This window comes from Streptosporangium sp. G11, from assembly GCF_051192615.1.
Lineage (GTDB): Bacteria > Actinomycetota > Actinomycetes > Streptosporangiales > Streptosporangiaceae > Streptosporangium.
Genome location: NZ_JBPJUQ010000002.1, coordinates 360,885 through 374,163, shown reverse-complemented (window position 1 = coordinate 374,163; position 13,279 = coordinate 360,885). Strand labels below are relative to the sequence as shown.

At 71.9% G+C, this 13,279-nt stretch carries 10 protein-coding genes; 6 read left to right on the top strand and 4 right to left on the bottom strand.

What is annotated here, in order from left to right; translation table 11 throughout:
• Positions 1 to 3: 3 nt before the first annotated feature.
• The gene (locus tag ACSDR0_RS03655) at positions 4 to 1,125 is read right to left on the bottom strand and encodes a trypsin-like serine peptidase (protein WP_435287269.1); all 1,122 of its coding nucleotides are present in this window, start codon (positions 1,123 to 1,125) and stop codon (positions 4 to 6) included.
• A 225-nt stretch (positions 1,126 to 1,350) separates the two neighbouring features.
• On the opposite strand from ACSDR0_RS03655, the gene dxr reads away from it, so the two are divergent.
• From dxr to ACSDR0_RS03635, 4 genes are all read left to right on the top strand, one after another.
• Positions 1,351 to 2,535 (top strand): 1-deoxy-D-xylulose-5-phosphate reductoisomerase, encoded by a 1,185-nt coding sequence (gene dxr, locus ACSDR0_RS03650; RefSeq protein WP_435287268.1) that lies wholly within the window; start codon positions 1,351 to 1,353, stop codon positions 2,533 to 2,535.
• Between the two features lie 35 nt (positions 2,536 to 2,570).
• A complete protein-coding gene (gene ispG / locus ACSDR0_RS03645; protein WP_435287267.1) occupies positions 2,571 to 3,737 on the top strand; it encodes a flavodoxin-dependent (E)-4-hydroxy-3-methylbut-2-enyl-diphosphate synthase in 1,167 nt (388 codons plus the stop codon).
• A 472-nt stretch (positions 3,738 to 4,209) separates the two neighbouring features.
• Positions 4,210 to 5,808: an alpha/beta hydrolase gene (locus ACSDR0_RS03640; protein ID WP_435287266.1), complete on the top strand. Its 1,599-nt coding sequence runs from the start codon at positions 4,210 to 4,212 to the stop codon at positions 5,806 to 5,808.
• A 78-nt stretch (positions 5,809 to 5,886) separates the two neighbouring features.
• Positions 5,887 to 6,729 carry a GNAT family N-acetyltransferase gene (locus ACSDR0_RS03635; protein ID WP_435287293.1) on the top strand — a complete coding sequence of 281 codons (843 nt, stop codon included), beginning with the start codon at positions 5,887 to 5,889 and terminating at the stop codon, positions 6,727 to 6,729.
• Between the two features lie 24 nt (positions 6,730 to 6,753).
• Here the strand turns inward: ACSDR0_RS03635 and ACSDR0_RS03630 are convergent, their stop codons facing one another.
• Positions 6,754 to 7,131, bottom strand: a complete 378-nt coding sequence (locus ACSDR0_RS03630; RefSeq protein ID WP_435287265.1) for a DUF3037 domain-containing protein — start codon at positions 7,129 to 7,131, stop codon at positions 6,754 to 6,756.
• A complete protein-coding gene (locus tag ACSDR0_RS03625) occupies positions 7,128 to 7,946 on the bottom strand; it encodes a HipA family kinase (RefSeq protein WP_435287264.1) in 819 nt (272 codons plus the stop codon). The genes ACSDR0_RS03630 and ACSDR0_RS03625 overlap by 4 nt, the downstream gene beginning before the upstream one ends.
• A gap of 205 nt (positions 7,947 to 8,151) precedes the next feature.
• Here ACSDR0_RS03625 and ACSDR0_RS03620 point away from each other — a divergent pair, with 205 nt between their 5' ends.
• Positions 8,152 to 10,227, top strand: a complete 2,076-nt coding sequence (locus tag ACSDR0_RS03620) for a protein kinase domain-containing protein (protein WP_435287263.1) — start codon at positions 8,152 to 8,154, stop codon at positions 10,225 to 10,227.
• Positions 10,228 to 10,266: 39 nt separating this feature from the next.
• Here the strand turns inward: ACSDR0_RS03620 and ACSDR0_RS03615 are convergent, their stop codons facing one another.
• Positions 10,267 to 10,800: a TetR/AcrR family transcriptional regulator gene (locus tag ACSDR0_RS03615; protein WP_435287262.1), complete on the bottom strand. Its 534-nt coding sequence runs from the start codon at positions 10,798 to 10,800 to the stop codon at positions 10,267 to 10,269.
• A 124-nt stretch (positions 10,801 to 10,924) separates the two neighbouring features.
• Between ACSDR0_RS03615 and ACSDR0_RS03610 the strand changes: the two genes are divergently transcribed.
• On the top strand, positions 10,925 to 13,168 hold the full coding sequence (locus ACSDR0_RS03610) for an MMPL family transporter (protein ID WP_435287261.1): 2,244 nt from the start codon (positions 10,925 to 10,927) through the stop codon (positions 13,166 to 13,168).
• Positions 13,169 to 13,279 lie beyond the last annotated feature (111 nt).

Here is a 13,279-nt window from a genome sequence, read left to right as displayed (position 1 = left end):
ATATCAGGGGGTGCCGGTGGTCTGGGCGGCCTCGTAGACGGCCTGTGCCTCGGTCCCGAAGTAGGGGCCGAACATCCAGCCGGTGGCGAAGCCGTACTTGAAGCTGTTCACCGAGTTCAGGGTGCCCAGGCCGGTGCTCTCGTTGAAGTTGAGGAACCAGGGCCCGCCGCTCGATCCGCCGGTCATGTTGCAGTTCAGCCCGATGTCGCGGGACATCAGGAAGTCGTCGAACGCCCGCCCGGCGCAGTAGATCAGCTTGGAGCCGTTGTAGGGGGCGGCCGCGGGGTAGCCGAAGGAGTGCATCTGCCGGCGGCGCGCCTGGTTGAAGGAGACGCCCTGGCCGCCGACCACGTCGGTCAGGGATTTGCCGTTCAGCGGGGCCACCACCGCCGAGGCCACGTCGTAGTTGACGTCCTCGGAGTTGTTCCACTGCGGGGTCGTGTAGAGGGTGGTCGCCACCCACGTGCCGTGGGGCCGCTCGCCGTTCTCGTACCCCGGCACGAACACCCAGTTGCCGTGGAAGGCGCCGCCCATCCTCACGCAGTGCCCCGCTGTGATCACGGTGCTCTTGTTCTCGCTGGTCACCGCGCTCGCCGAGCACGAGGCGTTGCGGCCCTGGTAGGTGAAGAACACGCGTCCCGCGGTCTTGACGATCGCCCCGCCGCGGGTCCACGCCGCGCCGGTGGAGGCGCGGGCCGCCGCCGAGCCGCTGGTGGCCATGACGGCGTCGCCGTCGGGCTCGGTCGCGGGAACGGAGACGGGGTCGGCCGCGGTCTGGGCCGCGATCGCCCCGGCGGTGAGCCGGGCGCCGTCCTTCTCGGGGACGAGGGCGGCGAGCGGCCGGGCCGTCTCCATCCTCTCCTCGGTCCAGTAGCGCTGGACGGTCTGCTGCTCCTTCCTGGTGTCGGCCGCCTCCTTCTCGACCGGCTGGGGAACGGCCCGCGCCGCGGTGACGCCGCCCCCGCTCGCGCCCGCCGCGCCCGCTGTGGCGCCCGCGACGGTGTTCGCCGCAGCGTTCGCCTTCGCCGCGGTGTCCGCCGTGGCGCCGTGCGCGATCGTCGCGGGGAGCAGGGTGCTTCCCGCGATGGCGGTGAGAATAGGGACGAGCCGTGCCGTGCGCCGCATATGTACCTCCCGAGGGGCTGCTTGCTGTTCCGGGAAGCTAGTGCGCCGTACGTGCGCATTTCCCAGGCTTTACAACTATTGATATGACTAAATTCGGACTTAAATAACGCCTTTTATCGCCTGTTCCACGCCTAACAGATTTTCGCCATGATCAGCCCTGATCCAGACCGGCCAGGCCCGCTACGGCCGATTCGACAGCGCGGTCCGAGCCGGGAGAATGGGGCGGTGCAGCCAGACACCGTCCGTTCCGTCGTCCTGCTCGGCTCGACCGGGTCCATCGGGACCCAGTCCCTCGACGTCATCGCCCGCAACCCCGGCAGGTTCCGGGTGGTCGCGCTGGCCGCCTACGGTGGCCGGATCGACCTCCTGGCCAGGCAGGCGGCCGAGTTCCGGCCCGACGTGGTCGCCGTCGCCGACCCCTCCGCCGTGCCGGAGCTGCGCGAGGCCCTGGCCGCGTACGGGGTGGGCGCGCGGGTGCTGGCCGGGCCGGAGGGGGTGGCGGAGGCCGCGGCCTGGCCCGCCGACGTCGTCCTCAACGGCATCACCGGGGCGCTGGGACTGACCTCCACGCTGGCCGCGCTGGAGGCCGGCCGGGTGCTCGCGCTCGCCAACAAGGAGTCGCTGATCGTCGGCGGGCCGCTGGTGAAGCGCCTGGCCAAACCCGGCCAGCTGATCCCGGTCGACTCCGAGCACGCCGCGCTGGCCCAGTGCCTGTGGGCCGCGGGTCCCACCGGCCCCGACGCCTCCGCCGTGCGCCGCCTGGTCGTCACCGCGAGCGGCGGCCCCTTCCGCGGCAGGTCGCGCGCGGACCTCGCGGACGTCACCCCCGAGCAGGCCCTCGCCCACCCCACCTGGTCGATGGGGCCGGTCATCACGGTGAATTCCGCCACACTCGTCAACAAGGGCCTCGAGGTCATCGAGGCCCACCTGCTCTTCGACATCGGCTTCGACCGCATCGAGGTCGTCGTCCACCCGCAGTCGGTCATCCACTCGATGGTCGAGTTCGTCGACGGCTCGACCATCGCCCAGGCCAGCCCGCCGGACATGCGCCTGCCCATCGCGCTGGCCCTCGGCTGGCCCGAGCGGGTCGCCGACGCCTCCCCCGCGGTCGACTGGACCACCGCCCACACCTGGACGTTCGAGCCGCTCGACGACGAGGCCTTCCCCGCCGTCGCGCTGGCCCGCCACGTCGGCGAGGCCGGCGGCACGGCCCCGGCCGTCTACAACGCCGCCAACGAGGTCTGTGTCGAGGCCTTCATGGCCGGGCGCCTCCCGTTCCCCGGCATCGTCGACACCGTGGCGGCGGTGGTCTCCGAGCACACCGTGACCGAGGCCGGTTCGGTCGCCGAGGTGCTCGACGCCGACTCCTGGGCGCGGATACGGGCACGCGAGCTCACTGGGACTGCCTAGACTGATGAGTGTCGTCGACTCTTCAAGGGCTGAAAATGACTTCTGTTGCTCTCGGAATCCCGTCCGTAAGGACCAGGCCGATCGCCGAGCGACGCGTATCCCGTCAAATCATGGTCGGCTCCGTCCCCGTGGGCGGGGACGCGCCGGTCTCCGTCCAGTCGATGACCACCACGGTCACCGCCGACATCAACGCCACACTCCAGCAGATCGCCGAGCTGACCGCCTCGGGCTGCCAGATCGTCCGGGTCGCCGTCCCCTCCCAGGACGACGCCGACGCATTGCCGATCATCGCCAAGAAGTCGCAGATCCCGGTGATCGCCGACATCCACTTCCAGCCGAAGTACGTCTTCGCCGCGATCGAGGCGGGCTGCGCGGCGGTCCGGGTCAATCCCGGCAATATCAAGAAATTCGACGACAAGGTCGGTGAGATCGCGCGCGCCGCCGGCGAGCGCGGCGTGCCGATCCGGATCGGCGTCAACGCCGGCTCGCTCGACCCCCGCCTGCTCCAGAAGTACGGCAAGGCCACCCCCGAGGCACTGGTGGAGTCGGCGCTCTGGGAGTGCTCGCTCTTCGAGGAGCACGGCTTCCGCGACATCAAGATCTCCGTCAAGCACAACGACCCGGTCGTGATGGTCCAGGCCTACCGCCTGCTCGCCGCCCGGTGCGACTACCCGCTCCACCTCGGCGTCACCGAGGCGGGCCCGGCCTTCCAGGGCACGATCAAGTCCGCGGTCGCGTTCGGCGCCCTGCTCGCCGAGGGCATCGGCGACACCATCCGCGTGTCGCTGTCCGCCCCTCCGGTCGAGGAGGTCAAGGTCGGCAACCAGATCCTGGAGTCGCTCAACCTGCGCGAGCGCGGCCTGGAGATCGTCTCCTGCCCCTCCTGCGGGCGCGCCCAGGTCGACGTCTACACCCTGGCCGAGCAGGTCCAGGCGGGGCTCGAAGGACTGAAGGTCCCGCTGCGCGTCGCGGTGATGGGGTGCGTCGTCAACGGTCCCGGCGAGGCCCGCGAGGCCGACCTCGGCGTCGCGAGCGGCAACGGCAAGGGCCAGATCTTCGTCAAGGGCGAGGTCATCAAGACCGTCCCCGAGTCGCAGATCGTGGAGACCCTGATCGAGGAGGCCCTGATCCTCGCCGAGAAGATGGGCGTTGAGGTCGATCTCGACGACGACGCCCCCGGTCCCCAGGTCGTCGTCGGCTAGCCGAGCGCTCGACGGCCGGGCCGCCCGGCACTCCGGCCGAAAAGTCTTTCCGCCCGCTTCCGGGATCGCGCCGTGCCGCGCCCGGGGGCGGGCGGGTTCGTTCTTAGGGTGGTCTTCCCCGCGCGGGATCGCGTCGAGGCGCGGGCGCGCCCGTACCCGCGCGTCTCTCCCGCGTCTGTATCCGCGCGCCTTCGCGTCTGCACCCGCGCGTCCCTCCCGCGCCCGGCGGGGTGGGGCCGTACTCCCAAGTCCCTCCCGTGCCGAGCTCCGCGCCGCCCGTACCGAGACGTGGGCAGGGCGCCGGGACCTCCGGAGGGCGCTCACGGCTTCCCGTCGTGCCGCCGCCCGACCTGGTGTCATTACACTTAGCAATCATCTGACTACACTTTGCTAGACATCCGGCTGTGTTCCGGGTGATCGCGCCGCCCCCGGGAGACCATCGCCTCTGCCGTACGAGTAGGGGGATCACACAGTGAAGAAGAGGGTCGTCGGGATCGCCGCGAGCATCGCGATGCTGGCCGCGGCGTTGGGGGTGCCGCAGGGGGCGGTGGCCCAGGAGCGGGAGGGGCTGGACTGGGGGCCCTGCGAGGGCGAAGCCCCGGTGACCGGGGCGGTGCCCGCTCCCGCCGGGCGGGTGGACAACCCGATGGAGTGCGCCACCCTGAGGGTGCCGCTCGACTACGCCAACCCGTACCAGACCATCGGCATCGCCCTGAACCGGATCAAGGGGAGGGCCACCCACGATCGCCTCGGCGCGCTGCTGGTCAACCCGGGTGGCCCCGGGGCGTCCGGCCGCGAGCTGGTCAAGGGCGTCGCGGCGGGGCTTCCCGACGGCCTGGCCGACCGGTTCGACGTGATCGGCTTCGACCCGCGCGGGGTGGGGTCCAGCCAGCCCGCCCTGAAATGCGTCGATCCGAAGAGGTACTACCAGGCGCCCCGCCCCGACCAGGTGCCGGTCACCCGGCACGACGAGAGCGTGCTGATCGGCAGGGCCCGCAAGTACGCCCAGGCGTGCGGCGAGCGGTGGAGCTGGATGCTGCCTCACATGACCACCGAGAACTCCGCCAGGGACATGGACATGATCAGGGCGGCGCTTGGCGAGTCGAAGATCAGCTTCCTGGGTTACTCGTACGGGACCTACCTCGGCGCGGTCTACGCGACGCTCTTCCCCGACCGGCTCAAGCGGCTCGTCATGGACAGCGTGGTCGACCCGCGCGGCATCTGGTACCGCTCGAACCTCGACCAGAGCATCGCCTTCCAGGACAGGCACGAGGACTTCCTGAGGTGGATCGCCCGCCACAACCAGGTCTACCGGCTCGGCGCCACCGAGAGGGCGGTCTCCTTCGCCTGGAACGCCATGCGGGACCGGCTGGGTGACCGCCCGGCCGAAGGGGTGGTCGGCCCGAGCGAGCTCGACGACGTCTACACCCTGGGCGGCTATTCCGACGCCGTCTGGCCGCAGCTGGCCAAGGCCTTCTCCGCCTACGTCAAGAGGGGGGAGGCGACCCCTCTGGTCAACATCTACCGCAAGCACGCGGTGATCGACGCCAAGGACGAGAACAGCTACGCGGTCTATCTCGCGGTGCAGTGCCGCGACGCCGCCTGGCCGCGCGACTGGGCGCGCTGGCGGACCGACATGACCAGGGCCAACGCCAGGGCGCCCTTCCTCACCTGGCCCAACGCCTGGTACAACGCGCCGTGCGCGTTCTGGCCCCAGCCGGCCGGGACCCCCGTGCGGATCCAGGACGACGACAGGCTGCCGCCGGTCCTGCTGATCCAGGGCGAGCGCGACGCCGCCACCCCGTACGCCGGGGCGGTGCGGATGCGCGCCCTGTTCCACCGCTCCCGGCTGCTGGCCGTGCCCGGCGGCAACCACGGGGTCGCGCTCAACGGGAACGCCTGTGTCGACCGGCGCCTGGCCGCCTATCTCAGGGAGGGCACCCTTCCCGGTGCCGGTGGTGCTCGCCAGGACTCCGCCGCCCCGGACGCCCGGTGCCCGGGAGTCCCCGCGCCCGTACCGGTGGTCGCCCCCGCGACCGTCCGTGTGCCCGCCGGGCACACGGCAGGATGAGGTGACCAAAGCAGGTAGATGAGCGGCTCTGTGTTGGTTCCTGCCAAATTCGAGGGGGTCGCGTAGGCTGAGCACGTGATGCTGCGCACAACGGCGTCGCGCGTGCTCGACGACAACGATCGAGACGAGGTCCTGGCGCTTCTCGACACCGACCCCGTCGGCAATGTCTTCGTCGCCTCCAGGGTCCGTTCGGTCGGGCTCAATCCGGCCAGGCTCGGTGGCCAGATGTGGGGGTTCGGGCCGCGCGGCGGCCTGACCTCCGTCTGTTACGCCGGGGCGAACCTGGTTCCGGTCAACGCCGGTACGGACGCCGTCTACGCCTTCGCCGATCGCGCGCGCAAGCAGGGCCGCCGCTGCTCCTCGATCGTCGGCCCCGCGGACGCGGTGGAGGTGCTCTGGGAGCGGCTGGAGCCGTACTGGGGGGCCGCCCGCGCGATCCGCTGGGCGCAGCCGGTCATGGTGATCGCCGAGCCGTCGCCCGTCCCCGCCGACCCGCTGGTGCGGCGCGTCCGGCCCGACGAGTTCGACATCCTGCTTCCGGCCTGCGTGGCGATGTTCACCGAGGAGGTGGGCGTCTCCCCGGAGGCCGGCGACGGCGGCGCCCTCTACCGGTCCAGGGTCGCCGAGCTGATCAGGATCGGCAGGTCCTACGCCCGCATCGAGGGCGGCAGGGTCGTCTTCAAGGCCGAGATCGGCGCGGTGACGCCGCACGCCTGCCAGATCCAGGGCGTCTGGGTCCACCCCGACCTGCGCGGCCGCGGCCACGCGGTGGCGGGGATGGCCGCGGTGATCAAGCACGCGCTCGACTACTTCGCGCCGGTGGTCTCGCTGTACGTCAACGACTACAACGCCCCCGCCAGGGCCGCCTACCGCAGGGCCGGTTTCGTCGAGGTCGGCACCTTCATGTCGGTGCTCTTCTGAGGCCGGGGCCCCTCGGGTGCCTGGTCAGGGGCTGCGGACCAGCCGGGTCACGAGGTGCTCCAGCTCCGTCTCCGGGTCCGCGGTGAGTCCGGCGTGGACCGGGCCGGTCTGCACGATCGTGCTGCGCGGGGCGGTCAGCCAGCGGAAGCGGCTGCCCAGCGGTTCCTTGGTCAGGGGCCCCGAGTCGCTGTCGCAGGTGCGCTGGTAGGCGCCGAGCGCGTGCCGTACCCCGTCGAGGTCCACGCCGGCGTCGAGGGCGCGCAGGCGCGCCTCGTCCAGCTCCACGCGGGCGCACAGGTAACCGCGGGGCTGGCAGTAGAGCAGCACGCCGGCGTTGATGAGCTCGCCGCGCTCCACGCGGGGGACGACCCGGATGATCGCGTACTCGTAGACGTCCTTCACCGGTTGTCCTTCCAGAACGCGCCCACCGAGCCGGTCTTCCTCTCCTGGTCCTGACGGGGCTCCTGGCCCGGCGGCCGCGGCAGCCAGGTGCGCGGCCCCTGGGCTCGGGCCAGCAGGTGCTCGACGTACGCCTGCCGCACGGCCTGCGCCCCGTCGAACCCCGGCTCGTCCTCCAGCCACTCGTCGGGGACCTCGTCGACCACCCCGTCGAGCAGGTCTCTGGTGATCATCTCGCTGAACTCGGCGTCGGCCTCGGGCACCCGGGTGGCGAAGGGCGCCATCACGTGGTCGCTCGCGTCGAAGTCGCGCGACGGGTTGGCCGAGGACCAGTTGTGGTGGAACCAGAGCGCGGCGCCGTGGTCGATCAGCCAGGTGTCACCGTGCCACAGGAGCAGGTTCGGGTTGCGCCAGCTCCGGTCGACGTTGTGGATCAGCGCGTCGAACCAGAGCAGGCGGGAGGCGAACCCGGGCTCGGGGGGCCAGGCCAGCGGCTCGAAGCCCAGCGCGCCCGGCAGGAAGTCGACCGCCAGGTTGTTGCCCTCGCTGGCCTTGAGCAGGTCCTGGATCTCCTCGTCGGGCTCGCGGGCGCCGAGCTGCGGATCGACGTCGATCACCTTCAGCTCGGGTGTGCGGAACCCCAGACGCCGGGCCAGCCCCGCGGACACGATCTCCGCGACCAGGACCCGGCGACCCTGCCCGGCGCCGCGGAACTTCACCACGTGGGTGCCGAGGTCGTCCGCCTCCATCACCCCGGGCAGCGAGCCGCCCTCGCGCAGAGGTGTCACGTAACGGGTGGCTTTGATCGCTTCAAGCACCTCGCCAGGCTACCCGGTCGGCCCGCGGTCCCGTCCTCGTCGGATCGGGGGAGAAGACGGACGCGATTCGAGTGGTTGTGTCGTGTCTTGCCCTGGCTTGGGCATCACATGAGTGTCACGGTGAGGGAGACAAGACCTTCATCCCCGTTGACTGTCGGCGATGCTTCTTCTTGAGTGAGAAGGGTGGCGGCGAGGGGAGGCTCGCGTGCCGTATGCGCAGCCGCTCAGAACGGGGGATCCGGCGGGGCTCGGTGAGTACGAGATCATCGGGCGTCTCGGAGAAGGTGGGCAGGGGGTGGTCTACGTCGGGGTGCGCCCCGACACCGGCTCCGAGCCCTACGCGGTCAAGCTTCTGCACGGTTCGGTGGGCGAGGACCCCGAGGTCTTCCTGCGCGAGGTCGAGCTGGCCAAGCAGGTGGCCCGCTTCTGCACGGCCCAGGTGATCGACGCGGGGCTGGACGGCGACCGGCCCTACATCGTCAGCGAGTACGTCGACGGCCCGTCGCTCCACCGCGAGGTCGCGGTCAGCGGGCCCCGCGAGGGAGGCAGGCTGGAGCGCCTGGCCATCGGTACGGCCACCGCCCTGGCGGCCATCCACCGGGCCGGGATCGTGCACCGCGACTTCAAGCCGCAGAACGTGCTGCTCGGTCCCGACGGGCCGAGGGTCATCGACTTCGGGCTGGCCAGGGCGCTGGACGCCGCGGCCACCCAGAGCGGGCGCGGCGCGGGCACCCCCGCCTACATGGCGCCCGAGCAGGTGGAGGGCGCCGAGATCAACCCGGCGGCCGACGTCTTCGCCTGGGGCGCCACGATGTGCTTCGCCGCCAACGCCCAGGCGCCCTTCGGGCAGGACTCGATCGCCGCCGTCCTGAACCGGATCCTCACCGCGGCCCCGCAGCTGGGCCGTCTCGACGGGCTGCTCGGCGCGCTGGTGGTCGACTGCCTGGACAAGAACCCCCGCAACCGCCCCACCAGCCGGGAGCTGCTGCTCGCGCTGCTCGGCGACGACGGTGGCCGGTCGGTGGCCGAGTCCCGGTCCTCGCCGGTGCCGGGATTCCCGCCCGCGCCCGGCGGATCCGACGTCTTCGGCCCCTCGGTCTTCTTGGGCGATCCCGGTGCCCCGGGCCTTTCCGGCCGGCGGGGCGCGCCGGGGGCCGCCTGGCGGTCCAGCTCAGGCGGGCCAGGCGGGTCAGGCGGGTCCGGTGAGCCGGGCGGCGCGCCCGCGGCGGGCGCGAGGTCCGGCGGGCGCGCGTTCCTCACCGGGGGCGAGGACTTCGACGAGCCGCGGACCCACCCCGGGCGGGCCGCCACCAGGGCCTCGGTCGCGGTCTCCGGCGCGCTGCTCATCAGCGCCGCCGTGCTGGTGGGGGTGCTGGTCCCGGCGCTGAGCGGTGTGGCGCCGGGAGCCGCGCCCGCCCCGCCGGTCGTCCCGGCGGTGGAGGCCACCCCCCAGGGCGACACCAGGCCGCACGCGGGCAGGACGAGCGCCCCGATCAAACCTCTCCCGGTCCTGCCGACGGTCCCGGCCAGGCCCCCGCGCGCGGAGGGCGTCAAATCCTCCCCCCTGCCGCCCCCCGCCGCCACGGTGGTCGTGCCCGCGCTCGTCGGGCTGGACCGTTCCGAGGCCGCGCGCCTGATCAAACGGGCCGGACTGGTCGCCGGGGCCGTCAAGGAGGTCGACTCCGACCGGCCGCTCGGGGAGGTGCTCGCGAGCAGCCCGGCACCGGGGACCGCGCTGCCGAAGAAGGGCAGGGTCGATCTGCAGGTCTCCGGAGGGACCCGGGTTCCCACGCTGGTCGGCCTCGCCAGGAGAGGTGCCCAGGCGGCGCTGACCCAGGCCGGGCTGGTCGCCGGCGCGGTCAGCACGCGCTGCTCGGACCAGCCGGCGGGACGGGTGCTGGCGAGCACGCCCGGCGCGGGCAGGCGCGTCTCCCCCGGGAGCGCGGTGGCGCTCGTCGTCTCCAGACGAGGCGTCCCGGTGCCGCCGGTCACCGGACAGGGCGCGACCGACGCCTCCAACACCCTGGCCGGGGCGGGTTTCGCCGTACGGACGCGGGCGCGGCTGGTCACCAACGAGGCCCAGGACGGGGTGGTGCTTGCGCAGAGCATGGTGCCCGGCACCTGCGCCAGGCCCGGCGCGACGATCGTGATCACGGTTGGCGTCGAGGGCCAGAGCGGTCCCGGGCCGGACCCTGGACCGGGGCCGGGGGAGACCGGCGAGCCTCCCGACCCCACGGTCCCGCCGGTGCCCGTTCCCGGGGAGGCCGCTCCTTCAGGGTGAGGCGCCCGAGGCGGCGGGGGCGGCGGGGGCGCGGAAGGCTCAGAGGGAGGCCAGGACGGTGGCCAGGAGGGTCTTCCTGACGTCTTCCTGGGGGAGGTCGATCGTCTTGACCACCGCGTACTGGAGCGAGCCCAGCGTGGCCCAGGCCCAGACCCGGTGGGCGGGGTCGGGGTCGGGTCCGGCCAGGCGGCGGTAGATCTCGTCGCGGAAGACGCGGATGGCCTCGCCGGGGGAGCCGGGGGGCGCGTCGTCGGCGCAGTTGATGTCCTCCATGATCAGCCGGATGATCGCCCGGTGCCTGACCGCGAAGGTCACCAGGGCCTCGACGAGGGCGCGGTCGTCGTCGAAATCCCTTTCGAGCAGGGCCAGGATGTCCTCGATGGCGGGGGCGGCCAGCTCCGTGGCCAGGCGGTCCTTGGGGTGGAAGTGGTAGGCGACGGCCGTCTTCGTCAGGCCGACGGCGGAGGCGATGTCGGCCAGCGAGGTCGCCGCGTAGCCGCGCTCGGCGAACAGCAGGCGGGCGGCGTCGAGGATTCGTTCGCGCGTGTCGTGCCCGTGCTCGAGTGTGGTCATCGTCTCACTCCCACGCCTTCTAGAGCATTTCCGGATTTGTCCCCCTACTCTCATATCGTAGGTTCTGTACGAGCGTACAGTACGACCTTTCAGGACGTTTGATACCAAAACGGGGCGGTCACCGATGTCTGGTTTGCTGGGGCGGCTGGGAAGCTGGTGCGCGCGGCACGGTAAGGCCGTACTGGCCCTGTGGGTGGTCGCGGCGGTGCTGCTGACGGCGGGATCGGTGTTCTTCCCCGGCCCGGTCAGCAACGACGTCAGCATTCCCGGGACCGACGCCCAGCGGGCCGTCGATTTGATGAAGGACGGATTCGGCCCCGGGTACGGCGCGGGCGGCTCGGCCCAGATCGTCCTCTACTCGCCCGACGGCCCTCTCATCTCCGACAGCAGGAAGCGCGCGGTGGAGCGCGCCATGGACCTGGTCCGCGAGGTGCCGCACGTGAAGGAGGTGAAATCCCCCTACACGATGGGCGGGCTCGCCCCCAGCCTGGAGATCGGCATCATCGCGGTGAAGCTGGAGGGGAACGACACCGCCAAGCTGGCCGAGACCACCAAGCTTCTCTCCGAGGCGGCCGAGCCCGCACGGGCCGCGGGCATCGAGGCGGTGCCCGCGGCCTCGGCCAGCCCGGCGGACAAGGAGATCAAGACCGGGACCAGCGAGATCATCGGCGTGATCTGCGCGTTGCTGGTCCTGCTGCTCGCGTTCGGCACCCTGGTCGCCGCGATGATCCCGATCTTCACCGCGCTGGTCAGCATCGCGACCGGGCTCGGCGTGGTCAGCCTGCTCGGCCACGTCGTGGACGTGCCCAAGCAGGCGTCGATCATGGCGACGATGATCGGTCTCGGTGTCGGCATCGACTACGCGCTCTTCCTGCTCAGCAGGCACCGCAAGCTGCTGGCCGACGGCCTGCCGGTCCGCGAGGCGGTCCGCCGGGTGGTCGCCAGCTCGGGCGGGGCGGTGGTGTTCGCCGGCGGCACGGTGATCATCGCGCTCAGCGCGCTCATGCTCGCGGGCTTCCCCCTGTTGCAGACGCTCGGCTGGATCACCGGCATCTCGGTCGTCTGCGCGGTGTTCACCTCGGTCACGCTGGTCCCCGCGCTGCTCGGCCTGCTGGGACACCGGATCAACGCGTTGCGCCTGCCGTTCATGGGACGCAAGGGCAGCCACGGCTCCTCCGGCTGGGCCTCGCTGGGCAACTGGGTGGCCCGGCGGCCGTGGAGCGTGCTCGCGCTCAGCGTCGCGCTCCTGGCCGCGCTGGCCGCACCCGCCCTGGCCCTCAAGCTGGGCCCGCTCGACAACGGCTACGCCGACCGCGGCACCGACACGCGGCGCTCCTACGAGCTCCTGGAGGCCGGGTTCGGGCCCGGCATGAACGGCCCGCTCGTCGTGGTGGCGGACCTGGACACGAGGGTCGTCGACCGGGAGCCGGGCCCGGCCGTGCTGCAGAACCTGAAGGACCGCGTCGCGGACGTCGAGGGAGTAGTCCACGTCGGCGACCCGATCCTCAACCGGGGCGGCACGGCGGCGCTGGTGCAGGCGATCCCCGCCTACGCTCCCAGCGACCCCCGGGCGCTCGACGTGGTCAGGGCGGTGCGCGCGCTCGACGTCGAGGGGGCCCAGGTGCACGTGGGCGGGCAGGTCGCCGGCATGGCCGACGCCGGCGAGAGGATCTCCGGGCGTACGCCCCTGGTCGTCGGCGTCGTGGTCCTGCTCAGCGCGCTGTTGCTGCTCCTGGCGTTCCGCTCGCCGGTCGTCGCGATCAAGGCCGCGCTGATGAACCTGGTCTCCCTCGGTGCCGCGTTCGGCGCGCTCTCGCTGGTCTTCTCCCTGGGGCTGGGCAGCGGCCTGGTCGGCATGGACGCGCCGGTCAGCACGGACGGCTCCTATCTGAACACGGTGTTCTTCACGGTGCCGATCGACAGCTACATCCCGCTGATGCTGTTCGCGATCCTGTTCGGCCTGTCGATGGACTACGAGGTCTTCCTGCTCACCGCGGTGCGGCAGGCGTATCTGAAACACGGCGACAACCGCAGGGCGGTGGCCGAGGGACTGGGGTCGACCGGCAGGGTCATCACCTCCGCCGCCCTGATCATGGTCGCGGTCTTCGTCGCGTTCGTCGCCTACCCCGACCCCATGGTCAAGATCTTCGGTGTCGGCCTGGCGGTGGCCATCGCGGTGGACGCCACGATCATCCGGGGCCTGCTGGTCCCGGCGACCATGGCCCTGCTCGGCAGGGCCAACTGGTGGTGCCCCGCCTGGCTGGACCGCATCCTGCCCGACCTGTCCGTCGAGGGCCACGAGGAGGACGAGGAGACGGAGAGGCCCGAGGAGCCGCGCAGGGAGCTCGTCGGCGCCGGTCACGGCTGAGGGACGGGGGCCCGCCCCGGACGTCGGCCGTGACACCGGCCGACGTCCCAGTCGCTTCCAAGTCCTCCCCAAGTAGCCTCCGCCATGCTCTCGCCTCGGGAAGCGAGTTTT

What these genes read in the sequence shown, in the direction of transcription:
- ACSDR0_RS03655 (WP_435287269.1), bottom strand. Translation starts at nt 1,125, where the DNA reads ATGCGGCGCACGGCACGGCTCGTCCCTATTCTCACCGCCATCGCGGGA.
- ACSDR0_RS03610 (WP_435287261.1), top strand. Translation starts at nt 10,925, where the DNA reads ATGTCTGGTTTGCTGGGGCGGCTGGGAAGCTGGTGCGCGCGGCACGGT.
- ispG (WP_435287267.1), top strand. Translation starts at nt 2,571, where the DNA reads ATGACTTCTGTTGCTCTCGGAATCCCGTCCGTAAGGACCAGGCCGATC.
- ACSDR0_RS03635 (WP_435287293.1), top strand. Translation starts at nt 5,887, where the DNA reads ATGCTGCGCACAACGGCGTCGCGCGTGCTCGACGACAACGATCGAGAC.
- ACSDR0_RS03615 (WP_435287262.1), bottom strand. Translation starts at nt 10,800, where the DNA reads ATGACCACACTCGAGCACGGGCACGACACGCGCGAACGAATCCTCGAC.